25 protein-coding genes and 1 pseudogene are annotated in these 25,198 nt (G+C 44.2%); 13 read left to right on the top strand and 13 right to left on the bottom strand.

The window, feature by feature from the left end; genetic code table 11:
* Positions 1-381 precede the first annotated feature (381 nt).
* Positions 382-2,265 (bottom strand): alpha/beta hydrolase, encoded by a 1,884-nt coding sequence (locus F6K49_RS19280; RefSeq protein ID WP_293099203.1) that lies wholly within the window; start codon positions 2,263-2,265, stop codon positions 382-384.
* Positions 2,266-2,571: 306 nt separating this feature from the next.
* On the opposite strand from F6K49_RS19280, the gene F6K49_RS19275 reads away from it, so the two are divergent.
* Positions 2,572-2,775 (top strand): hypothetical protein, encoded by a 204-nt coding sequence (locus tag F6K49_RS19275; protein ID WP_293099200.1) that lies wholly within the window; start codon positions 2,572-2,574, stop codon positions 2,773-2,775.
* Here the strand turns inward: F6K49_RS19275 and F6K49_RS19270 are convergent.
* The 3 genes from F6K49_RS19270 to F6K49_RS19260 all read right to left on the bottom strand — a co-directional run bounded on the left by F6K49_RS19270 (position 2,723) and on the right by F6K49_RS19260 (position 5,427).
* Positions 2,723-3,445 (bottom strand): pentapeptide repeat-containing protein, encoded by a 723-nt coding sequence (locus F6K49_RS19270; protein WP_293022872.1) that lies wholly within the window; start codon positions 3,443-3,445, stop codon positions 2,723-2,725. The two genes, F6K49_RS19275 and F6K49_RS19270, sit on opposite strands and share 53 nt — an antisense overlap.
* Positions 3,446-3,707: 262 nt before the next feature.
* On the bottom strand, positions 3,708-5,273 hold the full coding sequence (locus F6K49_RS19265) for a SagB/ThcOx family dehydrogenase (RefSeq protein ID WP_293099197.1): 1,566 nt from the start codon (positions 5,271-5,273) through the stop codon (positions 3,708-3,710).
* 1 nt (position 5,274) lies between these two features.
* Positions 5,275-5,427 carry a hypothetical protein gene (locus F6K49_RS19260; protein WP_158069392.1) on the bottom strand — a complete coding sequence of 51 codons (153 nt, stop codon included), beginning with the start codon at positions 5,425-5,427 and terminating at the stop codon, positions 5,275-5,277.
* A 413-nt stretch (positions 5,428-5,840) separates the two neighbouring features.
* Here F6K49_RS19260 and F6K49_RS19255 point away from each other — a divergent pair, with 413 nt between their 5' ends.
* From F6K49_RS19255 to F6K49_RS19240, 4 genes are all read left to right on the top strand, one after another.
* Positions 5,841-6,380 (top strand): pentapeptide repeat-containing protein, encoded by a 540-nt coding sequence (locus F6K49_RS19255; RefSeq protein ID WP_293099194.1) that lies wholly within the window; start codon positions 5,841-5,843, stop codon positions 6,378-6,380.
* A gap of 26 nt (positions 6,381-6,406) precedes the next feature.
* Positions 6,407-7,753 (top strand): alkaline phosphatase PhoX, encoded by a 1,347-nt coding sequence (locus F6K49_RS19250; RefSeq protein ID WP_293099191.1) that lies wholly within the window; start codon positions 6,407-6,409, stop codon positions 7,751-7,753.
* 1,017 nt (positions 7,754-8,770) lie between these two features.
* Positions 8,771-9,331 (top strand): hypothetical protein, encoded by a 561-nt coding sequence (locus tag F6K49_RS19245; RefSeq protein ID WP_293022855.1) that lies wholly within the window; start codon positions 8,771-8,773, stop codon positions 9,329-9,331.
* A 584-nt stretch (positions 9,332-9,915) separates the two neighbouring features.
* On the top strand, positions 9,916-10,671 hold the full coding sequence (locus F6K49_RS19240; protein WP_293099188.1) for a thioesterase II family protein: 756 nt from the start codon (positions 9,916-9,918) through the stop codon (positions 10,669-10,671).
* 155 nt (positions 10,672-10,826) lie between these two features.
* On the opposite strand, the gene F6K49_RS19235 is transcribed toward F6K49_RS19240, so the two are convergent.
* From F6K49_RS19235 to F6K49_RS19215, 5 genes and pseudogenes are all read right to left on the bottom strand, one after another.
* A complete protein-coding gene (locus F6K49_RS19235; RefSeq protein WP_293099250.1) occupies positions 10,827-11,180 on the bottom strand; it encodes a hypothetical protein in 354 nt (117 codons plus the stop codon).
* 18 nt (positions 11,181-11,198) lie between these two features.
* Positions 11,199-11,975: pseudogene (locus F6K49_RS19230) on the bottom strand (hypothetical protein); the annotation flags it as partial.
* Between the two features lie 139 nt (positions 11,976-12,114).
* Positions 12,115-12,294, bottom strand: a complete 180-nt coding sequence (locus F6K49_RS19225; protein ID WP_293044146.1) for a hypothetical protein — start codon at positions 12,292-12,294, stop codon at positions 12,115-12,117.
* Between the two features lie 84 nt (positions 12,295-12,378).
* A complete protein-coding gene (locus F6K49_RS19220) occupies positions 12,379-12,843 on the bottom strand; it encodes a class I SAM-dependent methyltransferase (RefSeq protein WP_293044148.1) in 465 nt (154 codons plus the stop codon).
* Positions 12,844-13,076: 233 nt separating this feature from the next.
* A complete protein-coding gene (locus F6K49_RS19215; protein WP_293099185.1) occupies positions 13,077-13,199 on the bottom strand; it encodes an SET domain-containing protein-lysine N-methyltransferase in 123 nt (40 codons plus the stop codon).
* Positions 13,200-13,687: 488 nt separating this feature from the next.
* Here F6K49_RS19215 and F6K49_RS19210 point away from each other — a divergent pair, with 488 nt between their 5' ends.
* The 4 genes from F6K49_RS19210 (at position 13,688) to F6K49_RS19195 (ending at position 15,793) form a co-directional block, all read left to right on the top strand.
* The gene (locus F6K49_RS19210; protein WP_293099182.1) at positions 13,688-13,957 is read left to right on the top strand and encodes a hemolysin XhlA family protein; all 270 of its coding nucleotides are present in this window, start codon (positions 13,688-13,690) and stop codon (positions 13,955-13,957) included.
* A gap of 89 nt (positions 13,958-14,046) precedes the next feature.
* On the top strand, positions 14,047-14,187 hold the full coding sequence (locus tag F6K49_RS19205) for a hypothetical protein (protein WP_293044154.1): 141 nt from the start codon (positions 14,047-14,049) through the stop codon (positions 14,185-14,187).
* A 16-nt stretch (positions 14,188-14,203) separates the two neighbouring features.
* On the top strand, positions 14,204-15,640 hold the full coding sequence (locus tag F6K49_RS19200) for an NCS2 family permease (RefSeq protein WP_293099178.1): 1,437 nt from the start codon (positions 14,204-14,206) through the stop codon (positions 15,638-15,640).
* 27 nt (positions 15,641-15,667) lie between these two features.
* Entirely contained in the window at positions 15,668-15,793 is a 126-nt protein-coding gene (locus F6K49_RS19195; protein ID WP_293022830.1) for a hypothetical protein, read from the top strand.
* On the opposite strand, the gene trmD is transcribed toward F6K49_RS19195, so the two are convergent.
* Positions 15,790-16,467, bottom strand: a complete 678-nt coding sequence (gene trmD / locus F6K49_RS19190) for a tRNA (guanosine(37)-N1)-methyltransferase TrmD (protein ID WP_293022827.1) — start codon at positions 16,465-16,467, stop codon at positions 15,790-15,792. The two genes, F6K49_RS19195 and trmD, sit on opposite strands and share 4 nt — an antisense overlap.
* Before the next feature lie 214 nt (positions 16,468-16,681).
* Between trmD and F6K49_RS19185 the strand changes: the two genes are divergently transcribed.
* Positions 16,682-17,533 (top strand): cyanophycinase, encoded by an 852-nt coding sequence (locus F6K49_RS19185; RefSeq protein WP_364303277.1) that lies wholly within the window; start codon positions 16,682-16,684, stop codon positions 17,531-17,533.
* Positions 17,534-17,947: 414 nt separating this feature from the next.
* Positions 17,948-20,626 carry a cyanophycin synthetase gene (gene cphA, locus F6K49_RS19180; protein WP_293099173.1) on the top strand — a complete coding sequence of 893 codons (2,679 nt, stop codon included), beginning with the start codon at positions 17,948-17,950 and terminating at the stop codon, positions 20,624-20,626.
* 298 nt (positions 20,627-20,924) lie between these two features.
* Here the strand turns inward: cphA and F6K49_RS19175 are convergent, their stop codons facing one another.
* Complete coding sequence (locus tag F6K49_RS19175) at positions 20,925-21,092, bottom strand: hypothetical protein (RefSeq protein WP_293022822.1); 168 nt, start codon at positions 21,090-21,092, stop codon at positions 20,925-20,927.
* 617 nt (positions 21,093-21,709) lie between these two features.
* On the opposite strand from F6K49_RS19175, the gene F6K49_RS19170 reads away from it, so the two are divergent.
* Positions 21,710-23,395, top strand: coding sequence for a M10 family metallopeptidase (locus F6K49_RS19170; RefSeq protein WP_293022820.1), 1,686 nt, complete (start codon positions 21,710-21,712; stop codon positions 23,393-23,395).
* Positions 23,396-23,605: 210 nt separating this feature from the next.
* On the top strand, positions 23,606-24,400 hold the full coding sequence (locus F6K49_RS19165) for a hypothetical protein (protein WP_293022818.1): 795 nt from the start codon (positions 23,606-23,608) through the stop codon (positions 24,398-24,400).
* A 545-nt stretch (positions 24,401-24,945) separates the two neighbouring features.
* Here F6K49_RS19165 and F6K49_RS19160 read toward each other — a convergent pair.
* Together F6K49_RS19160 and F6K49_RS19155 are read right to left on the bottom strand one after the other, a co-directional pair.
* A complete protein-coding gene (locus F6K49_RS19160; RefSeq protein ID WP_293099170.1) occupies positions 24,946-25,077 on the bottom strand; it encodes a hypothetical protein in 132 nt (43 codons plus the stop codon).
* Positions 25,065-25,136, bottom strand: coding sequence for a hypothetical protein (locus F6K49_RS19155; RefSeq protein ID WP_293099245.1), 72 nt, complete (start codon positions 25,134-25,136; stop codon positions 25,065-25,067). The genes F6K49_RS19160 and F6K49_RS19155 overlap by 13 nt, the downstream gene beginning before the upstream one ends.
* Between the last annotated feature and the right edge of the window lie 62 nt (positions 25,137-25,198).

Below are 25,198 nucleotides of genomic sequence, written 5' to 3'. Positions count from 1 at the left end.
AGTAGAAACCCAATCCATCCTAATTTATTATAACACAAAAAAATCCTCGGTTTTTTTTCCTACTGAGTAAAATTTTTGACCACCCTTATTAAGGCAGGGTCGTTTCATTCTCTGACTAATGACTAATTTACCTTCAAGCCTCCTCCAAACGGAAACTTAAAAGAAGATTGCAAAAAAAATAGTAGACTTCGCCGCAGTTGTCGGAAACTTCGGACAAGGGAACAGGTAACAGGGAATAAGAATTTCACACTCCCCGCGCCCGGGTCCCGCGCCCAAGCCACCCACTCCCTACTCCCTACTCCCTACTCCCTACTCCCTACTCCCTACTCCCTACTCCCTAAAATCCAAAATGTACCTCACTGAATTAAAAACTGCTATTGGTTAACTGATACGACTTGCTTTTTCGCGGTACTTGTTAACAAGTTTATTGAACAATTGATTCAGCTGTCCAATGCAAAAAGTATTCGGTGTCATGAATTTAGTGTTAGGATAAAAATAGAATTTGTTTGAGCTAATAGACCCAGAATTAACTTCATTAAAGTTGATAGCAACCTGCTGATTTCCCACGGATATAACTTGAAACCAAGTTGCCATGGTAGCAGGTAATTTTGTACTCAGACGCAAGGAAATTTTGGGACTCGAAAGAGATTGAGCGTAGGCTGGGGTTAAAAATGGTTCATAGCGTTGAGCTTCTGGAGTTAGCTGCTTAATAAACGCTAAACTTACACCTTTGACCAGTTGCCGCAGGCTATGGGCATCGTCCCCAACCACCTCTTTGACTAAAGTACTTCTAGCGATCGCATCGTTAAGATTTTTCGGGTCAGTCACACTGAGGTGAGTGCCACCAATGGCGCTAATCAAATACTTAGAACCCCCCAACTGATTAAAAGACCGTAACTGATGGTCTAGAGCTGGTGTAATGGCATCCTCGGTACCCGTTAACATTAAGGTTGGTACAGTAACATGACGCAAACCCTTAGTACCAAACAAACGCCCCGTTACGCTATTTAATGCGATCGCTTGCACCACTCGCTGATCAGTAAGATTAACCTGGTCTTCTGGTAAATCAGCCGCTGCACATTGGAACCAATCTGCTGGGGATCTGCCCACAGGAGAGCGATTTTTACAAAACCGTCGCAGTTCCTCTAAATCGAGTTTTCCCCCAGCCAACGCTAAAGCCGTGTAGCCCCCCAATGAATGACCAATAATTGTAACTTGTTGAGTATTCAGTTTACCTAGCATGGTAGAATATCTCTCATTGATGTCAGCCAACTCATCTAGGAGAAAGCTGACATCTTTGGGGCGGTCAATAAACTCCCCCGGAGGTAACAAATCCCCAAGTTTACCTGGTGCTGACAAGTTGTTAATCCTGGTAAAGTTGCTGCCAGGATGCTCTAGGGAAGCAACAGTAAGACCATGAGACGCTAGATGGCGTGCTAAATATCTCAGAAATTTGCGGTCTGCAGCAAATCCGTGGGAGAGAACTACCAAAGGTCCAGTAGTATCATCAGCCCAGTATAGATCTACAATAATAGTACGTTGCCGTTGTTGGTCTCTTAGTCTTAGTTTACGCTGTTTAACCAATTGAGGACCAATACTAGCAGGGTCAAATTTAGGGCGAAAGGTGGCAGCGTCCGCAACAGCCAAATCTTGCTCTAAAATTGGACCAACTGCTAAACTCTTCCAGTAGGAAGCATTGAGCTGTAGGGCAATGCCAACAGCAGACGAAGCATCCAAAGTGATATTTTCTCCTGGATAAGCCCGTAAAAAACTCAGCACACTTAAACCATTGACTTGCCTTGCTCCTAACAACAGCGCAGCTTTTAATTGCTCTAAACTACTATCAGGGAGTGCTAACCCTAGTCTTTCCAACAACCGTGCGCCATCGCTGGAGAGGAGAAGGTCATTAATAAAGGTTTCTGTGGTCTTAGGGTTGAGTTTGAGGCTATTGGTCAAAATCTTCCGGATCTGTGGCGTGAGGATATCTCCATAGGGTTGCAGTGCTCGTGATAACTCCCCTGTCTCAGCAAACTTTTCTAATTCCTTGATAGCGACAGATTGCTCAAATGGCCCCAAGCGTAGAGTGAGATACTCAGCGGCAAAAACTGGTGCAGTAATTGCCCAAAACAAAGTCACAAAGAGACTACCTAAAGCACCCTGTCTGATTTTTTTAAATTGACCTATTGAACCCTTACAGTGTTTTTTCTTCACAGAAGATTCAGAGGTATGGCGCAGATCAGACCATGGCAGCTGAAAATTCATCATTAGCGATTTATGCAGAATGTGAGTGCGGATATTCTGATCAAAGCCGACTTAATCAAGACTCGACAAGCCTATCGAAATATTTTTTCTGCACCACTTATGCACTAAAGGGTAAGCTATCAGCTATCAGCTATCAGTTATCAGCTATCAGTTATCAGCTATCAGTTATCAGTTATCAGTTATCAGCTATCAGTTATCAGCTATCAGCTCAGAAGTGTTCGTGTAGCGTGACCATTCGCGTAGCGTGGCCTAAAGGCCAAGGTCAATGGCATTTATCCTCCCCACCCTACCCTGCTGTTAGATCATGTTATGACAATTACCCTTAATAAACATCTCCCCATCTCCCCATCTCCCCATCTCCCCATCTCCCCATCTCCCTGTTCCCTACTCCCTACTCCCTACTCCCTACTCCCTACTCCCTACTCCCTACTCCCTACTCCCTACTCCCTTTCCTATATAACTAAATACTCGTATTCAATATCACCCCATCAAGTTCCGCTTCAATCAGATTAGCCCCCCGAAGGTTGGCATGAGTTAAATCAGCTCCGGTAAGATTCGCTTTTCTGAGGTTGGTTTCACTAAGGTTAGCTTCTCTGAGGTTGGTATAACTAAGATTAGCTTGACTAAGGTTAGCCCCTTTCAGATTAGCCTTAACCAGATCTGCTCCTGTTAAATTAGCTTTATCAAAATTACTACCAATCAGTTGAGCTTCATTAAGATTAGCCCCAGTCATCACCGCCTCAGTGAAGTTGACCCTACTCAGATTGGCTTTGGTGAAATTCACAGCAATCAGGTTAGTTCTATACAAATTAGCTCCCTCAAGGTCTGCCAGAGAAAAGTTAACCCTAATTAGGTTAGCCTCTTCCAAAGATGTCATAGTCAGGTCTGCTCTTTGAAAGGATGTACGGGTAAGCTTGGCTCTATTCAAGTAAGCGTGACGAAGAATAGCTTTATCAAAAATTGCCCCAACTACACAAGCCTCAGTCAGGTCAGTATAAATCAGCAATGACCCACTCAAGTTAGCTCCCATTAGCTCCGCTTGAAAGAGATTGAAACCATTGAGGTTTTTCCCACTCAGGTCTACCTCCATCAGGTCAGGGATCAGTTTGGGATGATTGTCTCTCCATTGATTCCAGAGTTTTATACCCTGCTCAAGCTCAGCCAGATGGGTTGGTTCCGCCATGTAGTTGATTAGTCCTCTAGGTACGAATGCTTAAGAAAGTCTTAAATTTAATGTAACATAACGAAAACAAAGTTTACATTTTTGTTAAGATTTTCCCTTATAGCCGCCGTTTTTGTATAAAATAGCCGCCTAAAAAGCCACACCCAAGCCGTTATAGCTTGGGTGTGGCTTTTGTTTCAAAACCAGACATTCTCCCCATCTCCCCATCTCCCCACCTCCCCATCTCCCTACTCCCTACTCCCTACTCCCGACTCCCGAAACCTCAAAGCCGTATTCTAGGACGCCCCAAAGTCGTAATATAAACAACCGCTTCATCAACAGGAATACCCAAAACCTCATTTACCTGGTCATCAAAGAAGCCACCAATACCACTTACTCCTAAACCCAAGTAAATCGCTGCTAGATTCAGCCGCTGTCCTAGATGACCAGCATCCATGTGCAAGTAACGGTAAGCGCGATCGCCTAATCGAGCCACTGCTTTTTGTAAGTCTGCCGTGTGGAACACCACTGCTCTGGCATCTCGACCCAAATCTTGCCCTAAACACAGAAAATGCAATTCCTGCCGGAAGTTTTTAAAGCGAATTTGCCGCAATTCTTGAGCCTTAGGGGCGTAATAATAGCAGCCTTCTTCTAGATCATTTACTCCAGATACTGCTATAAATGTTTCGATTAAACTTAAATCAAAATAATCCGGTGTTCCATCTAACCCTTTTTCAATGTAATGCTGAGGTTGGTATGTAAAATCCAGAAGCGCTTTTAGCTCATCCAAGGTCAGATTAGCTGCACTATAAGCTCGGGTAGAGCGTCGTTTTAGAATAGTATCTAAACATGCTTTCGGAGCATTACCTGACTTGGTCAACTCCCCCCAATCTATGGGTTTTGTAGCCGTCGAAACTTTATCACAAAACGGAAAATTGTACTTGTCTTCTAACTGCTGGTCAATTTCTGTACTCTTTAAATTATTATCCTTAGCCTTCCAATCACCACCCTGCTTAATTTCCGTAGCGCGGTGCAAATACCCCAATAATTCGCCATCTGGAATGTCTGGGTAATTAACCTCAGTAGGAGATGCTAACACAGTTGGGGCGATGGGCAAGTTTTGTTCAACTTTGAGCTGATCGGCCAGGGGAATTACTGCGATCGCTCCTTCTTGTTCCAGGTCTAGATAAAGCAGTTCATTAACTTTTTCATCAGCAAACCCACCAATTAGGTGAGGTCGGTAATCACTCAAAGCCCCAGCTAACTCAATATTACCTAGCAGATGACCAGTGTCTAGAAAAATTCTGCGGTATGCCCGGTCTTCATAGCGCCAGGCGGAGCGATAAAATACCGCTGTAGTTACAATAGCGAGTTCCGTACTCTCCAAAACTGGGTGCCAGAAGCAAGCCTCTTGCAGTGTACTCCAAACGTCACTCTGCCAAAAATGAACTAGAGAATGGGTAAGACACTGATAGTTGTACAGTCCTGATGGTAATACGGGAGTACCACGGGAAATCAAATAAACTTCAGCTGGGTATAAGCCACCAGCAGAGGGAGCTGCCCTCAGATAAAGTGGTGGTCCCATTGTCTCCAGCCTAGCCGTCAAACCATAACTACACAGTAGTAACTGGGACAGCCGCCACCAAGTCTTACTCGGTTCAGAGGTAAACTGCTCCCGGTCTTGTGAGAAGTATGGTTTTAGGTCAAAGTTAGTCCCAACTTTGTAGTCTTTGAAAGGTATCGGCTGCTTCTCCCAGTCTAAGCCCTTATTTTTGGCTGATATGGTTTCTGGAGCATATTTGGTGCGCTCGTGGTAGTGCTGAGCGATTGATACTGGCAGTTGTGACATCTTAGTTGCAACAGAACAGGAAGCTTTGCTTAATATCTTTACACCAATAGACTTCTTGCAGTTGTCGGGAACAGGGAATAGGGAACAGGGAATAGGGAACAGGGAACAGTGGACAAGAATTTACGTAAACACTATCAGAAAAATACTTTTGCAAGAGGTCTAATCTAGACTTATACTTCCTGGATAGCTCCCGACCTTGACCACTAGGCAGTTTCCCCAGTGGCTCTCCCTGCTGATAACATCACTTTTTTCTGTTTGATACCTTGAGCGGTCAGCTATCACCACTCAGCAGCTACTCCCTGCAAAATCTTATCACTGTTCCCTGTTCCCTGTTCCCTGTTCCCTACCTTTACCGATAAAATAAAAACTTCATAACAAAAAAAACTTAGATTGTCAAGGATTTTTATTTTTACGTAGCAAATGTTCACAAATATTAAAAAAGAATTATAATTAACTGTGTAAGGCGCTACAAAGTTATACCTTTATAAAATAATTAAGCATAAATACGCATTGACATTATTTTATAAATTGGTATTGGGCGGCAAAAGCTGACCTATCTATAGCGCAATGAAAAAGATTGGTGGATCGGAGTTACTTGAACAATACGCTAGGGGTAGACGAGACTTTAGTGGAGTAGATATCAGTGAAGCTGACCTGTTTGAAGCAGATATACAAGCAATTGACCTGACTAGCAGCAATCTTAACAAGACTTACCTGCCTTACTCTAATCTAAGTCAAGCCAAGTTGCAGCAAGCTCAACTTCAAGCAGTTCAGTTAAGTGATGCCCAACTCTATCAGACCAATCTCTCTGGGGCGGATCTTCAGAATGCCAATCTGTTCAGAGCAAATCTACGTCGTGCTAATTTACAGGGGGCAAATCTCGCTGGTGCCAATCTCCAAGCAGCGGACTTGAGGGACACTGACCTTAGCCATGCCAATCTCAGCCATGCCAATTTGAGTAATGCTAACCTGAAAAGAGCTATCCTTACTAAGGCTCAGTTGAGGGGTTGCAACTTATTTCGAGCCGAGAACGTCGATATTTGTGATGCCTACTTGGATAGTTCGACGATTTATCCTGATGGGCATAGAGCTGATGGCTCTGAGTGATCAAATACCTATCCAGTTATTTACCAATGACTTTATCACGACGTCACTTCTTTGCCTTAGCCAGTGCTAGCACTGCCAGTGTAATTCTGGCATCCCCTTTGAAAGAGGTTTTTGCCAAGAAGGCCCTTGGTAAATCATTTCGAGCTAAAGGCTTCGGTTCACTTCAGCCAGACCCTAATCAATTATTAGACCTGCCAGCCGGATTTAGCTATAAAGTTTTATCCCGCACAGGTGACACCATGAGTGATAGCAATTTGGTGCCTGGTAGACCCGATGGCATGGCGGCTTTTCCTGCACCGGGAGGCAATACTGTCCTAGTGCGCAATCATGAACTTAGCCCCCATCAACTGGATAAACATGGATTGGTAGCAGTAGAGTATCTCAAATATGACCCCATGTGTCTCGGTGGGACGACAACACTAGTGGTGGGAGCCAATGGTCAACTGGTCAAACAGTACACTTCCCTTGCTGGTACTGAACGAAACTGTAGTGGTGGACCAACCCCTTGGGGTTCATGGATTAGTTGTGAAGAAAGCACCGTTACTCCCACCACTTATCCGGTAGATGACCCCAGAAGTGTTTCGATGAAGCACGGCTATAACTTTGAAGTGCCCATTACCGGTCAAGTGGTTCAAGCTGAGCCTCTAGTGGCAATGGGTCGCTTTAACCATGAAGCCGTTGCAGTAGACCCCAATACTGGGATTGTTTATCAGACTGAAGACAGAATGGATGGCCTGTTCTATCGCTTTATTCCCAAGCAACCAGGCAACTTAAAAGCAGGCGGTGTACTAGAGGCATTAAAGATCCAGGGAACATTTCAGAAAATCACTGTTAAAAACTTCCCTGTCGGTAAGCCCATGGCAGTAGAATGGGTTCGGATTGATGATGTAGACCCCAAAGAAGATACTGTGCGGGTTGAAGGTTTTGCTAAGGGAGCAACCCAATTTACCAGGGGAGAAGGGGCATGGTACGGTAATAATGAAGTTTACTTTACCTGTACTAGTGGTGGTTCGTTAAATCCAAAGACTGGATGGCCCAATGGAGCTGGTCAAGTCTGGCGCTATGTTCCTGGTAGCACTCCCCAAGAGGGTGGCACCATTGAACTGTTTGTTGAGTCCCATGACCGCAGCTTACTAGAACACCCAGATAATGTGACCATTAGTCCTTCTGGAGATCTCATCCTCTGTGAAGATGGTGGTGGTGACCAATTCCTGGTTGGGGTCAATCCTAAAGGTGAGCTTTACCAGTTGGCACGGAATGCGATTAACAGTAGTGAATTTGCTGGTGCTTGCTTCTCACCCAATGGTCGGATCATGTTTGTGAACATTCAAGAGCCTGGTATCACATTTGCAATTCAAGGTCCTTGGGTTTAGAGTCTACAGGGGTGGTCAACTCATAGAAGTTGACACAATAAACAATACAAAATAAACAATCAGTCAATCAAGCACTTGACCGATGATAGTTCTATCCCCTCATTATCTCATCACTGCATCACTCGATGATCAATTTACTTTTATGAGCACTTGAGTTAACTGTCTGGCTGGTCTCAAGTGCTCTGGTCTTGGGGAGCAGGTCAAATTATTAGAACAAATGTACTAAAAACTCCTGACTGGTACTGAAGCCCCGAAAACACTGTAGTTCAAGGGTTTGTAGTTCAAGTGTTCTTACAAAATTGACCTGCTCCCCAAATATTCGGCGCTTTGTGACATGCTCCCCCTATTCCCCATTCCCCATTCCCCATTCCCCATTCCCCAGATAATGTACTAATGTTGCTGCATAAGTGGCATGCTCCCTGAGTTTTTCGTGAGATATGAGTTTTTCTATGAGTTTTTCTATGAGTTTTTCTATGAGTTTTTCTATGAGTTTTATGAGGATCACAGATATATAACAGGGCTACTATTAAATTGTTCTGACAAATTGATGGGGAGCAAGTCTATGTTCCAGAACAAATGAACTATGTACCATATGAGCTTGGCTTTTACCCATGAGGGGGCTATAGCTAATGTACAAATGTTCTGCATAAGTGACATGCTCCCATCGCTTACGTCGCGCTCAGGTAATTCAAACATTGCGCAAACGCCAACCTATACTTGGGATTGCATCATCTATAAAGACGGTCTCAAGACAGGTAGCTTACGCTGTGGTACTGAAAAAACTTCCCAAAGCCTAATCTAGTCAGGTGTCTAGATTAACTTGGCTTTTGATCCTCAAGACTGTTAGATAGCCTGAAATTATAGGGAACAAAAAAATAAGTTCTTTGAGATTTTTAAGTCAGTTATGTCCAAAATTAAATTTGATAAAAACTCTCATAACTTTCCCTGAATTTTTTGTCAGTAGCCGCGCTCTTGAACTAAAACTGAAGTTAGTAGAGCTTAATAAGGATAAATTACTTGATTACTATCCAAGGTCGTAACTATTATTTCCAAGACATTGAAAGGACAGTAGAAACTAGTCATCCTTCACTGCGACGAAATTTCGGTGCGGCCTTCACTATAGAGGTCAATGGTCACCAGCGGTTGGTGGTTGCTCAGGAGGTGAAGCAGAGTTATCAGCAAAACCTGGATATTAATGAGGTAATTGAGGCTATTGCTCAGGTGCTAGCTCAACACTATCACCTACAGGTCTATGGGGTGCTGCTGCTGGTTAGTGGCACTATTCCCAAAACTAAAAGAGGCACTATTCTACGCCATGCTTGTAAAGCCGCTTTTCTGACTGGAGGCTTGGATTTAGTAGGGGATTGGACTGAGAATCCTTGCAACAAAGCAGAGTTTCTACATCTACACGCGGAAGTAGAATCCCTAGCAGAGTGGTTGCAAATTCTGAAAAAACAGCACTTATTCTCGATTAAAAATAATCCTGAAGAGTACTGCCAACCAAAAGATCATACCAAGTTACATTCATACCTAGCACTTTCTTGTCATCACCCTATCACTGCATCACCTTTTGATTAAGATACTATCTTGGAGCGCAACTTAGTGTATGACAGGACTTTTTAAAACTGGTATAATAAAAAATATTGTCGATTTATCATAACATCAAAAAATTTTTGCAGATCTTTAATACTGCTCCCTGCTCCTTTTTTTGATCAATCCTATGTTTACATCTCAACTAAAAATACTATATAATTTAATTTTTGTAAGTTATAGCGATCGCTTAAAATTTTAGGGTAAACACATCTTATTTTTAACTATTTTATTAGTAAAAATTATATAATTTAAATACTTTTTTAAAGCTTAATTAATTGTCAATAAACTGATAAAAAGAACTTAATAAAGTTTATAATATAAATCGGATTTTATTATAAACTTTATTGTAAACTATTTATGGGCTTGGTGAAATAACAACTAAGCCTATTATCTTGTATTACAAAAGTGATCCATTTACCGAAAACTGCGGCGAAGTCTATTGATTACTTTCCAAAGATAGTAATCCTAAATGAATTGTGATAATTTCGTTCACTACTCCCTATTCCCTACTCCCTACTCCCTACTCCCTACTCCCTACTCCCTACTCCCTGTTCCCTTCAAAATAACCAATGACTACTACCAACTCTTGGATCACTCGCCCACAACCCAATCCTAAAGCCCGCCTGCGCCTATTTTGCTTTCCTTATGCGGGTGGTGCTGCTTCAAGCTTTCGCACTTGGCCAGACCCATTGGCACCCCATATCGAAGTCTGCCCAGTGGAACTGCCTGGACGGGGCAAGCGAATGCGGGAACCCCTGGTTACTAGCCTATTGCCTCTGATTGAAACCCTAACACCAGCTTTACTGCCCTATCTAGATATCCCCTTTGCCTTTTTTGGTCACAGTATGGGAGCACTCATCAGCTTTGAATTAGCCCGTCAACTCCGCCGCCAGGAAGCCCCGAGTCCTCGACACCTGTTCATTTCCGGTCGCCGCGCTCCTCAAGTACCTGCTCGAAAACCTCCCCTTCATAACTTGCCCAAGTCTGAGTTGATCGAAGCATTGCGTAAATATAATGGCACACCAGAGGCTGTGCTAGCAAACCAGGAGCTAATGGAGCTGTTTCTACCGATCCTGCGAGCGGATTTCGGGATTAACGAAACCTATACCTACACTAGCGAACCCCCACTTAATTGTCCGATATCTGCTTTCGGAGGTTTGGAGGATACCGACGCCAACAGTGATGAGCTTGCTGCCTGGCGTGACCAAACCAGTAGCACTTTCACGGTACACATGTTTCCTGGTGGCCACTTCTTTATTAATAATAATAAGGAGTGTAATCAGCTTTTGCAGCTGATCACAAAGTTTGCGATCGCGCCAGTGTGATTCCTTGGGTCTTTCCTTGAAACCCCGGTCTGGTGAGGGAGCGGGGAGCAAAAGGGTTTGACAAGCTTTTTTATTCCCTGCTTCGAGGTTTGAGCTTCTATTTTCATAACAGGTCTAGTAATTCGAGACACTTTTTTTTTGCTCACCCAATATGATCACTCAACCAAGCATAGACGGTTGTCGCGAATGACAAACTCTTTCGGTATTGGTAGTCCATGCAGACTCCGTGCCACACTGCTGGTGTAGGCACCCGATGCATTCAAGATCACGCGGTCACCAACCTCTATTCTTGCCATCTTTTCGTTAAGACAAAAATAATCTGTCTCATAACAGGTACAACCTGCGAGGTCATGGACGAACATCGGTCCTTCTCGGAAAGGGATCTGAGCAACTGCTGGACGTGGTGCCCAGAACATCAAGTTCCAAGCAGAGGTATCCAAAACCACAATGCGATGCCCAGAGGGATGATCGTCTGCTGCTTTGACCTCCGCAACCAGGTAGCCCGCCATCATAGTTAATAGCATTCCTGGCTCAATCACAAGCCGCACTAGTTGCTGGCGCTGGTTGTTGATACTAGTAATGGTTTTATTTACTAGATTCCAAACCCGTTGTGCTTCAGGTTTTTGCAGATGGAACAGGTAAGCCCAACCGCCGCCGAGATTGAGCACTTCAACTTTAGGAAAGATTTCCAAGCAAGATACTAGCAAATCAAGGGTCTGATCTAGATCTGCTTCTGAAAAAGTTTCACCTTCATGAACATGAAGATGGACGACCTCAAGCTTATGGGTTTGTATTAGGCTGTGTAGAGCAGAATCTTTTGGATCAACTCCAAATCTACTCCACCTGGTTACTACATTCTTAGCCTTGGCATCTTCGTGAAAAGGAAGGCGAAGTCGAAGCCCAACTCTTTTGTCTGGGTTAGCGCTTTCACACCAGACACGCAACTGAGACAGACTGCATCAATCTGGAATCACACCCTCAGTTGCCAAACGCTTAAGGTCCGCAACTGAGAAGCCTGGTGCTGTAGAGTAGATTGGCCACAGCCCTGCTGCCATGGCAGCATTTAGCTCTTGTATGGTGGTAATGTCTGCTCCTAGCCCAAGTTTAGCCATATGACGCAACACAGATTGGCAGCGGTTTGCTTTAACAGCCAAACAAAGCTCAATATTCGGAATTTCTCTGAGGTCGTTTCGTAAAGCGGTTACAGTGTCAGTGATGGCATCTAGGTCGTACACCAGTGCCGGGGTGGGAATATCACTGGCAATCTTAAACAATTTCTCAGGAATAGTTGGAATAATTTTCATCCAATTTCTAAATTCAGCTACATCATCTCGCCACCCATCTTTTTTTTCTTGATTGTTATCGTCTTTTGAGATCATGCTACTGCCAAATCTTAATTGTTGTGAATAAGTTTTTCTCGTTGCTTCGCACTAAAACTTGCTTTTACATCACTTTTTTGTAAACCATATATAAATCGTCGGGAGTCGCCTCTTTCCACTTAAACCCTGCCGCCTTCATGGTATCTTCTAGAAGTTGGCCGTACACCATTAAGAACTTATGGCGATCGCTAGCAACTATTCTACCTTGTTTTTTGAAACGATAGTCTGTTTCCCAAAAGTACATTTCTTTATTCTCTAGGAAATCGAGATGCTTTTGCTGAGCGTAAACAATGCCATTGCCAATCTCTTGCTCGCCATCTGCATCAATTTATTCTGCTTGAATATTAAGTACAAACAAGCCTCCTTCAACTAAATGGCAGGCAATATTGTTTAACATTTTAACGGTGTCCTCAAAATTGGGCAGAAAACTGTATAAGTGGTAATCCTTACCAACCCGACATACACCTGCCGGACCCCCATGGGAATATATGCCATCAAAAGATTCTTGCAGATCCATTGATAACACATTACCTTCTACTACCTTTGCTCGATTTCCCAAACGAGCTTTAGCCCGGTCTAACATAGCAGGAGTAAAATCTATTCCAGTTATCTCATAGCTGGGATCTAATTCCAGCAGTTTTTCTGCAAGCAATCCCGTTCCCACCCCTATTTCGAGAAGTTTTTTCCGACCTTTGAGGATAGAGTCGAGGGACTGAGCTTCTTTCGGATAGTCGTAATACCCACTCTTCATAGTGGAGTCATAATACTCGGCAATGTTATCGTATTTATTCATAGTGGTAGCTTTCCTAATTTTATTTGATACTGTTGATTAAAACTGTTTATAAAGCAAAATTTATGAAATCAATATTGTTTAAGCAAGCGCTGCTGTATATGCTCTGCAAGTTTGTATTTTGTTAAAATATCTAAGGGTAAGTAGGCGGCACCTCGAATAGTACCTAGGCAATCTTTGCTTTGACAACTACAATCAAATTCTCTATCCATCGACCATTCCGTCGATGGATAAAATCAAGTCAGTTCCTCGCCAATTTTAATTTTAGTTATGGCCTTCAGAACGCGATCGCTTGGAGCGAAAAATACATTGGGAGCGCAGCTATGATTGATATACTGCAAAAACTCTGGATCCAGCATAATATGTTGGCAATCGCCAATTTGGACAGTTAAATAATTGGGACGATCTAGGCTCTTTTTTGCGCAAAATTTACATATTACCTGTCCAGGCATAAACTCGACAGTGGTGTGTAGGGATTTGCTCCCAGTTTTACGAAACTCCCGGAGATCATCCCATGATGCAACGTTTAGGGCTTTTTCAGGGATCTAATTTTTCACCAAGTCATCCATAGATAGCAATTATCAGTAACTTTTTAGAACAAAACTTATCCTTTTAAGGCAAAAGGCAATAGGCATGCTAGCAATAGTAAAAATGTTTTTAAGGGAGTCAGCCTCAAAGACTACTGTACCTCATAACTGCCAAAAACGTTATAATTACCTCATCCAAATTGTTTGGATGCAGTATTAACGAACTAAGCTAGTATACAATTAGTTGGTATTATTCCAAGATTTGGCAACAAAAGTCAAGGGTATATGACATCACCAATAATTAATTAGGAGTTTAACCCATGAGCGAGACACCCATAACAATTACTTACTCCTTAGAGGAAGTCTTAAAAGACATAAACGGGAAGCTAGACAGCCTTCAAAAAGATGTCAATAAGATAAACGAAAGACTAATAAAAGTAGAGATACAAGTAGACGCGATTGCAACGGATGTCAAAGAATTAAAAGGTTCAACCAAGGCACAAATTTGGACATTGATCGGCATTTTGATCACAGCAGTTGGCGGTTTTGTGGTAGCTGTTGGTCGTGTTGTTATTTCAGGTAAACCCTAATCTATTCTCAAAGGATAGATTGGAGCCAGCAGAGGTTACAGCGTTGCTTAATAATGGAATGATTTTAAGAGTGAGGTGGAATAGGCATCTTGCCTGTTCGGCGTACTTTTGGGGCGGGCAGGATGCCCACTCTACTCCTATTCATTCAAAGACTGACGCAACGCCGAGGTTACAGATTTAGATTACGCGATCGCATTTGCCAAAAAACCACTATGCTAGCAGCAGATTGATTACCCTTGCCTTGCCATGACTCCAGAATCTGACCCGTTGAGTGAACCGCGTCCAGTCGTGGAAGATACCAATGGGATTGACCTTTGGTCACGCTTTCGGCAGAGCCGACGCTGCGCGAACGCGATCGCTAAATTCTTCCAATTTGATCAACACCAAGCCAAACTTAGTACCGAGATTCTGGCGGGAGTAACCACCTTTGTCACCATGGCATACATTCTGGTGGTCAATCCCGATATTTTGTCTAATGCCATTTTCCTCCAACAACCCAAGGATTTGTTTGGGGAACTAGTGATTGCCACGGGTATTTCAGCTGCTTTGGCAACCCTAGTGATGGGACTCTATGCCAAATATCCATTTGCCCTAGCACCAGGCATGGGTCTCAATGCCTACTTTACCTTTTCAGTAGTGTTGGGTTTAGGCATCGATTGGCGGGTTGCTCTGGCTGCTGTTTTGATTGAAGGACTAATTTTTATAGTGCTGACGGTGACTGGGGTTCGCCGTAAAATTGTGACTGGAATTCCCGAATGTATTAAACAAGCCACCACCACAGGCATTGGTTTATTTATTGCTTATATTGGTCTCAATAGTTCAGGTATCATTGCTCAGTCTCAGGCAACTACCACTACCTTGGGAGAGTTGACTCAGCCAGCCACATTAGTCACCATTGTCGGGATTCTAATTACCTCAGCCTTGATCGCTCGACGCATTACCGGAGCACTGCTGTGGGGTATTCTTGCCACCGCATTACTGGCATGGATTTTGGGTATAGCCCCTTGGCCACAAGGAATTGTTGCCTTACCCCAGTGGCCAGGAGATTTACTGGGTCAGGCATTTGTAGGTCTGTCACAGGTAGTTCAGACCAATATCTGGGAACTACTGAGTATCCTATTTGTGCTACTGTTTGTGGATCTGTTTGATACCGTTGGTACCCTAACTGGACTAGGAGTCAAAGCAGGTTATCTCAATCAAAAGGGGCAATTTACCCATGGGTCCCGAGCCTTTATGGCAGATGCAATCGGTACTACTGCTGGGGCAATCTTCGGCACCTCTACCGTAACCACCTATATTGAGTCCGCATCAGGACTATTGGAAGGGGGACGCACTGGCTTGACTGCCGTTGTTACTGCCATTTTATTTGCCCTATCGATAGTTTTCATTCCCTTTCTATCGGCCATTCCCAGCTTTGCCACAGCACCAGCCTTAGTCATGGTTGGAGTGTTGATGATCGGAAGTGTTAGAAAAATCCATTGGGACGATCCAGCCGAGTCAATTCCCTCATTTCTGACCATCTTGATCATGCCTTTAAGTTATTCGATTGCTGATGGCTTAGCTGTCGGTTTAATTACCTTTCCTCTGTTGAAGGCTTTTCAGGGTAAAGTTCACGAAACGACTATTACCATGTGGATTTTAGCAACAGTATTTATCTTAAAGTTTGCCTTAGTAGGAGCTTGACAATCTCTTTTTATATACCATTTTCATTTGACAAGCCATGCCCGATTCCCGATTCCCGATTCCCGATTCCCTACTCCCGATTCCCGATTCCCTACTCCCGATTCCCGATTCCCTACTCCCTACTCCCTACTCCCTGTTCCCTTTGCTATTTAGAGAGTGTCAAACAAATCAGGACGGCGTTCTTTGGTTCTCTGAATTTGCTGCTCTTTACGCCAACGGTCAATTTCCCCATGATTTCCTGATAACAGAACTTCTGGAACCTTCCATCCCCGAAACTCAGCAGGTCTGGTGTACTGAGGATAGTCCAGTAACCCGGCTTCAAAGCTTTCTAATTTAAGGGATTCCGCTTTGCCTACTGTTCCTGGTAGCAACCGGGTGACACCGTTAATCATGGCTAGGGCAGGGATTTCTCCACAGGTTAAGACAAAATCCCCCAGTGATACCTCTCGGGTGACTAAGTGTAATACCCGCTCATCCACACCTTCGTAGTGTCCACAAATTATCACCAGCTGATCATAACCTGTGGCCAATTCTTTGAACAATTGCTGTTTCATGGGTTGCCCCTGGGGAGTCATTAAGATGACATCACGCTGTGGTAAAATGGGTAAAGACTCTACAGCCGCAAAAATCGGCTCTGGTTTCATCAACATTCCTACGCCACCACCGTAGGGTTCATCATCAACTCGTCGATGCTTGTCAGTAGCAAAGTCTCGGGGGTTGATCAGATGCACTTCGGCTATTTGTTTGAGGAGTGCCTTACCAAGCAGCCCTGAACTCAGGGGAGAGGTGAAGAAATCCGGAAACAGAGTGATAATGTCAAATCGCACAAGGAGTTAAGGGGGGTTTGGGGTCTGGAGCTAAGAATCCTGTCAGAAGAGGGTAACATACATAATCAGTGATTATGCATAAATGGTAAGGCTATAATGCGTGAATATCATTAAAAAATCACGGATTCAACGGAAAAATTGCTATAATGTGGCATTTTAACTAAAAAGCACTACTCAAAAGTATTCAACTCACCTCATGCCCATTACTAATATAATGCAGCAGTTAGAATCTCAATTGCAAATAATGAGGATGCCTAAGTCCACTCAACCAGCTATTTTGGTAATCGGCGGCGCTGAAGATAAAGTTCACGGACGAGAGATCCTGCAAACTTTTTTTCGGCGTGCTGGAGGAACTAATGCTCGCCTTGCCATTATCCCTTCAGCCTCCAGAGAACCAAGCGTGATTGGCAGTCGCTATCAACGCATCTTTCAAGACATGGGAGCCGAGGAAATTCGGTTGCTAGATATACGCGATCGCTATCAAGCAGAAAACCAAGACTTACTAGAGTACTTGGAAATCTGTACCGGGGTATTCATGACTGGAGGTGACCAACTACGCTTGTGCGGGCTACTAGCCGATACCCCCTTAATGGAAAAAGTTCGGCAGCGGGTTCATCAGAGCGAGATTACCATAGCTGGGACAAGTGCTGGGGCTGCAGTTATGGGTCATCACATGATTGCTGGTGGTGGTAGTGGTGAGTTTCCTAATCGTTCTTTGGTGGATATAACCATGGGCTTAGGAATCATTCCAGAGGTGATTGTCGATCAACATTTCCACCATCGGAATCGTATGGCACGCCTGATCAGTGCTATTTCGGAACATCCGGAGCGATTGGCCATCGGAATCGATGAAGATACCTGTGCTTTGTTTGAAAAAAATGGTTGGTTAGAAGTGATGGGTAAAGGCACTGTCACAATTATTGATCCCAAGGAAATGTCTTACACCAACCAGCCTAAGATTGGTCATAACGACCCGATCAGTATCCACAATCTGCGAGTGCATGTTCTGTGTCATGGCGATCGCTACCACTTTCACAAGCGTTCGTTATTCGCAGTAGAAAGCTAAACCTTACCTCCTGGACAACAAGCGCAATAACCAGCCCACACTTTTGAGTATGGCTTTACCTGCCCTGTGCCAAGGGATGCAGCGCCTTAATCAGGGGTTTTCCTCATGACTGTAGTTGGGGGAACTCATCTGAGGACTTGCTGGGTGCAATGGATAATTATGGAGAATTTTGAAAAAACTGTTCTGTGTGAACAGTTTTTTTTATCTCCAAGGTTGATAATAATAAGATTATCCCAAATCTAATCACCAGCCTACCGGATCCCCTGATTCCCGGATTGGAGCTAGACTTTTCAAGCGTGCCAATCGTCTCATAATGTGCCAAAGTAGGCGATAAAGGCGAATTTTATTTGATGAATTGCGTCTTTAGGCTTCCTTGCACATTCAGCGAGCATCACCACCGAAGTTTCAGTTGATATGAGAATTCTGAGAATCCAGACTTTACGTGGCCCTAATTATTGGAGTATTGGACATCACAAACTTATTGTCATGCGTCTCGATTTAGAGGAATTGGCAAATACCCCCTCCAACGAGATTCCTGGCTTCTATAAGGGACTAAAGACTGTCCTACCCAGTCTGGAAGAGCATTTCTGTTCCCCTGGTGTCCGGGGGGGATTCCTTGCTCGGGTTGCCAGAGGCACCATGATGGGGCACATCATTGAACACGTTGCCCTAGAACTACAAGATCTGGCAGGCATGGGGGTTGGATTTGGTCGCACTAGGGAAACAGCGACACCAGGAGTCTACCAGGTCATATTTGAGTACATTGATGAGCAGGTGGGTCGTTATGCCGCTAGGGCAGCTGTGCGGCTGTGTCGTAGCATCATTGATAAGCAAACCTATCCCCAAAGTGAATTAGAACAAGACCTGAAAGATTTACAAGAACTGGCTAATAATTCAGCTTTAGGACCAAGCACTCAATCCCTGGTTAAGGAAGCCGAAGCCAGAGAAATTCCCTGGATGCAGCTGAGCGCGAGAGCGATGATTCAACTGGGCTACGGTGTCCACCAAAAGCGGATTCAAGCCACATTGAGTGATTATTCAGGGATTTTAGGGGTTGAGTTGGCTTGTGATAAAGAAGGTACCAAACAAATCCTGAGGGATGCTGGTGTACCGGTTCCCCGGGGGACAACGATTCGATTCCTAGATGAGTTGGAAGGGGCAATTGAGTATGTAGGTGGCTACCCGATTGTGATTAAACCCCTGAATGGGAATCATGGACGAGGCATTACCCTCGATATTAATAGCTGGGAAGAGGCGCAGACTGCCTATAAGACCGCCAAAGAAGTCTCCCGCTCTGTGATTGTGGAGCGCTATTATAAAGGTTTTGACCACCGGATTCTTGTGGTCAATGGCAAGGTAGTAGCGGTAGCAGAGCGTATCCCTGCCCATGTGGTGGGGAATGGTAGGTCTACGATTGAGGAACTGATTGAGCAAACTAACCTTGATCCCCATCGCGGTGAGGGACACGACAATCTCTTGACTAAAATTGTGTTAGACGCTACCAGTGAGAGTGTCTTGAAGAAGCAAGGGTACAGATTGGACAGTATACCCAGAAAGGGGGAAGTTTGTTACTTGCGGGAAACTGCCAATCTCAGCACTGGGGGTATTGCTGTAGACCACACCGATAACATCCATCCAGAAACTATCTGGCTGGCACAGCGGGTTGCCAAAATTATTGGTCTGGATATTGCTGGAATTGATATTGTCACCTCCGATATCACTAAGCCTTTACGGGAAGCTGATGGGGTGGTGGTTGAGGTGAATGCTGCCCCTGGCTTTAGGATGCATGTTTGTCCTAGTCAAGGTCAGCCCCGGAATGTGGCAGCACCAGTCCTAGATATGCTCTTCCCAAATGGGCAACCTAACCGTATTCCCATCATCGCGATTACAGGTACCAATGGGAAAACCACGACAACCCGCTTAATTGCCCATATCTATCGCCAAACTGGACAGGTTGTGGGCTATACCACTACAGATGGCATCTACATTGATGAATATATGGTGGAAAAAGGTGATACCACTGGACCCCAAAGTGCTCAGGTAATTCTCAGAGACCCTACAGTTGAGGTGGCAGTCCTCGAAACTGCCCGGGGCGGTATCCTGCGTTCTGGCTTGGCCTTTGACAAATGTGATATTGGGGTGGTTTTAAATGTCTCCGCTGACCACTTGGGAATTGGAGACATCGACACCATTGAACAGATGGCCAAGGTGAAGAGTGTTGTGGCGGAAGTGGTGAGTCCGAAGGGCTATGCTATCCTCAATGCTGATGACCCCCTAGTCAGAGCTATGGCAGAAAAGGTAAAGGGTCAAGTGGCTTATTTCTCGATGAACTCAGAGAATGAGTTGGTCAAAAATCACACTAGTGGTGGTGGTCTGGCGGCGGTTTACGAAAATGGTTATTTATCTATCATCAAAGGGGATTGGACCCTGCGGATTGAGCAGGCAGTCAATGTGCCAGTGACAATTGGGGGACGGGCACCTTTTATGATTGCTAATGCTCTAGCTGCGAGTCTCGCTGCCTTTGCTCAAGGAGTCTCGATTGAGGCCATTCGAAAGGCATTGACCACATTTCGGGCTTCTGTAGACCAGACACCGGGACGAATGAATTTGTTCAATCTTGGCAGTTACCATGCTCTAGTGGATTATGCCCACAATGCAGCTAGTTACGAGGCATTGGGTAGTTTTGTGCGCAACTGGCCCGGAGAGCGCTTTGGGGTTGTGGGTGGTCCTGGGGATCGCCGGGATGAAGACTTTATTGAATTAGGACGACTCTCAGCAAAAATCTTTGACAGGATTATTATCAAAGAAGATGATGACTTAAGAGGACGTCCCAGTGGTGATGCAGCTGAGTTAATTCGTAAGGGCATACGAGAGGAAAATCGCGAGTCCAACTATGAGATTATCCTCAACGAAACAGAGGCAATTGATAGGGGTTTGGATAAAGTGGCTGATGGTGGTTTAGTGGTGATTCTGCCAGAAAGTGTCAGTCGTGCGATCAAACTCATTGAGGCTCGTCATCCCTTGCCGGATAATGGCCTTAAGGCAACCAGTGCTGACACCGAAGATGAGTTGAAGCCATCGGTGGTCAATTAAGTTGCGGTTGGTATTGGTTGAATGGTATTGGTTGAATGTTTAAAGTTGAAGGTTAAAGGTTGAAGGTTAAAGGTTGAAGGTTATTGGCCTTGCCTTAGGGTAGGTTGAAGGATGACGGTTGTTTGCGATCGCATTGAGGTGCTGGGCTACAGAAGATTGAGTGAAGGTGATCCCTAGATGGGATTAGCCCAAAGTATAAAACGCGATGTTCCTTCAGAACATCGCGTTTTATACAGCCATGGGATCGAACCTTGATGTGGGTGGTATGACTTCTTTAACAGCAAATGGCTACTAGTGGTTAATTTGTGTTCTCTACCATTTCTAGTGGAGATGTCAATATATTATAGCGTTTCTCAATTGGGTGAGGTACTTCCTCCTGGGTTAATGGGAGTAGGGAGTAGGGAATGGCCCATGGAAAAATTGAATGTACCTCATAACTATGAGAAACGCTATAGATTACATCCATTGTGCAAAAATAGATAAAATATGCATATTCTATCTCATCTTTATCAAAGCTTTTTATAGTTAAAGGTTTAGTGAATTTTCCGTAAACTTTATAATTTTTATCTGAGTTAGATATAAAATTTGATTGGATATAAGTAAGCCATCAATACCAAAAGTTTATAAAACTCCTAACTAATTACTTAAATCCAGCTTCAAACTATCTGTCTTCGATAGGTCAGTTCATGGTTATCGCGTGAGTCTTGGGGTCTAGATGGGCTAATTAATTGACTTGATATGCTTGATTTTTAGATGAACTGACCGGTTAATGAATAAACCAATAACCAATAAAATTACGATTTACTAGCTTTGACTAATAAGGTTTTTACTCGCTACTAACAGAGGCATTTTTGTGATTTTTTTTGGAATCTGTAACTGTCAACATATTGAAAGTTTACTGCATAACTTTTGGTGTTTGGCCTGATCAGTCTATAGATACTTCCTGCATCAGCTATCAGCACTCAGCTTTCAGCTAATGCACTAATTGCTTAATGCCTACCACTAGGGTAGTCATGGCAGTTAGTAATCGGTTGCTCATCAATACACAAGTTCTACTTAATTCAAACTTTAGAGGCAATAGCAATGACTGGGTTACAATCAACAACTGTAACAGCAACCGGCAACAATAACATTGATGGCTTACTGAGTGGGGTTAAGTGGTCTTCTACCTCACTGAGCTTTAGCTTCCCTAATAGCATCAATGACTATGAGTCCAATTATCCACACCGTACGTATCATGGAGCTAGCTTCCAAACCTTAAACGCAACCCAGCGAGCTGTGGCCGGGGCATGGATTGGGCCAGGGGGAGAATTCTATAATGTTTCCTTACTCAACCCGTCTGAACTGACCGGTGCCAATGACCGCAATGCCACCATTCGTATGGCCGAGTCTAACATACCGCCTGAATTAGGAAGCAATACAGCGTGGGCCTATTACCCTGCCAACACTGTCCAAGGAGGCGATATCTGGTTCAATCCTAACGATTACAATAACCCCGTCATTGGCAACTTTGCTTATCATACCTTCGGGCATGAACTTGGTCATGCCTTGGGCCTGAAACACGGTCATCAGATTGGTGGTGTTAGTAATGTCGCTATGAACTCCGATCGCGACTCCATGGAGTTCTCGATTATGACCTACCGCTCCTATGTCGGGCATTCGGCAGATCACTATACCAACGAGGAATTCGGATATGCCCAGTCCCTGATGATGTACGATATTGCGGCGATCCAACATATGTATGGTGCATGGTTTGGCTACAATGCTACCAACACCACTTATAAATTCTCAACCACTACCGGGGAGATGTTTGTCAATGGTGTCGGGCAAGGCACACCTGGTGCTAACCGCATCTTCCGCACCATCTGGGATGGTAATGGGATTGATACCTACGACTTCTCTAACTACACCACTAATCTATCCATCGACCTGAGTCCAGGTGGTTGGTCTAACCTTGATACCAGCGGGGGGCACTTCCAGCAAGCCTATCTAGGCAACGGTCATTATGCCCGTGGCCATGTCTTCAATGCCCTTCAATACAACGGTGATAGCCGCTCGCTGATTGAGAATGCCTATGGTGGCTCAGGGAATGACCGCATCTCTGGTAACAGCGCTAATAATAAGCTGCTGGGAAATTCTGGAAATGACACCCTCTACGGCTATGGAGGCAATGATACCCTTGATGGTGGAACTGGAAATGATACCCTTGATGGTGGGAATGGTGATGACTTGCTCTATCTCGGTGATGGTAACGATTACGTTAATATTACCTCCTTGGGTGACGACACTTTTCACGGCGGCAATGGTAATGATTACATTTACGGGTATACTGGCAACGAACGCTACTACGGCGATGCTGGCAATGATACTCTAAAAGGGTTTTCCGGTGACGATACAATGATTGGAGGTGCAAACAGTGACACACTGTTTGGCGGGTCAGGGGATGATGTCCTCACAGGTTCAAATCCTAATGTCTTCAATTCTGGTACTGGTGAATATGATAATCTGACTGGTAATGCCGGAGCAGATATCTTTGTCTTGGGTGACTCCTATGAAGCTTACTATCGAGGTGTTGGATATGCTAACATTCTTGACTTCAACTCGAATGAAGGCGATCGCATCCGAGTCTTTGGCAGTGCCAGTAGCTACTCTCTGTATTATAGTGTTACTGACCCCTCAGACATTACCATCTTTTACCAAGGTGATCTCATCGGTATCCTCGATGAGACGACAAACGTGTCTATAAGCCGTGATTTTATCTTCGTCTAGGGGTATGTGGTCGAGAGACTTGTGTTAGCTAACTTATCGAGGGTAGACTAACCCCAGGGCAAACGCATCTAAATTCCAAAACCCTTATCCAGTCAGGATTTCATCAATTGATTAAAAACAGGACTCGTACGCTGAAATCCTCACCCCGCCAGCATGTACAAAAATAAGATGCGTTTGCCCTGAGACTAACCCCGTCAGGAGGTGGAAGTTTTGAGAAAGAATCGATGGTTTAAAACCTATTATTTCATAGTTGTTTTTGGTGCTACAGCTTTTGGAGCTACTTTATTAGCTGTTTCAAAGCCGTTTTCTCAAGCAACAGTTCCATACCAAAACGACGAACATCAAATGACTGGTCAACAAGGATTTCAGTCCAAGAGTGAAAATGAGATAGTTCATTTTTATGCTGAAAAATTTAATTTTGAAGCCCATGTGGACTTTCCCTCTTCAGTCCTGACCAATCCAGATAACTATGCCGAGTCTATCACTGACGATAATAATGGGGCTTTCGATATTACTTTGATCAATCAGGGTAATACTATCAAATATCTGTTTCAAGTTTCCAGCATACCTAAGCAGCAATGCGAATCAGATGCTACTAGAGCTTGTCTTCAGGGGGGAGCAAATGCACCAGCCAGAGGCAATGTTGCGGAGATTCAATTGTCGTTGCCAGGCAAGAAATTAATGCCAGGAACCTATAGGGTTCGACCAGGTGGAACAACACCCGTGGAAGAGGTGATCACTTACTCACGGCAATTATACTCAGACCCTTCTCATGGCCAGTTAGGATGCCAGACATGGGGCAATGGGGAGCTGAATGTTAAAAAGGCTGTTTATAATGCCAAGGGCAAGCTAGATTATCTGGAAGCAAGCTTGTTTCGAGTGTGCGAACAAACAGCACCTTTTCCAGCTATATTACCACAGGACAATCTGTTGGAGTTTGAAGCAGAAAAGATCCCAAAATACATATACCATGCTTCTTGGTATTGTCAACTGAATAGCAAGTAGATTAACAAAAAAAAATTGCTGATTTTGGGTATGATTGTGCCAAATTTTTGGTGTGATAAAACTCTCAAAGTCCTCCAAAATTGGTGGATTTAGGGGGCTTTAACAAAACCAGATGATCGCGCATTGATTCCTCGATTCAGCAACGCCGACAAAAAATTGACCCTAGCAGGTCTATTGATGAGTTTGATGACAGGGCTGCTAGTAATCAAGTGGTCTTTGACTCAATACTTGAACAGGACTTACCCATAAAATACACCTGTAGGGTGCGTTGCAACGCACCTTACGCTATTGGTTACTTGGTAGCGATACAATAAGCTCCTTAGATCCTTTCAATTGGGATTACGCAACATGGAGTGGTTCTTTTCCTAACCTCAACCCTGGTTCCTACTACATCATTGGGTTTATTGATCCTAGCACGTCTATTGATGAGTTTGATGACAGCGCTGCTAGCAATCAAGTGGTCTTTGACTCAATACTTCAAGTTCAATCTTTATTTTAGTAAGCATTCAGCTAATGCGCTACGCGCACGCGTGCGCGTTCAGCTATCAGCTAATGGGTAGGTCCCAGGGTCGTTCGCACAGCGTGGCCAAACGCGCCCCGCGTGGCCTTTTGGCCAAGGCCAAAGCCTTTGCCACAAAGCTGACCGCTGACTGCTGAGCGCTGACTAAGGTAGCCAATCTTGATCTAATAATTGTTCGAGAGCATAGGGACAGTCTTCAGGAAATTGAATCATCATAGCGGTTTTTTTTCTGACATATTTTAAGGCTTTTTTATAAACTTTGGCTTGATTTTCTTGTA

Source organism: Moorena sp. SIO3I6, from assembly GCF_010672095.1.
Note: the sequence above shows the minus strand (reverse complement) of the source record. Positions and strands in the feature narration are given on the sequence as shown.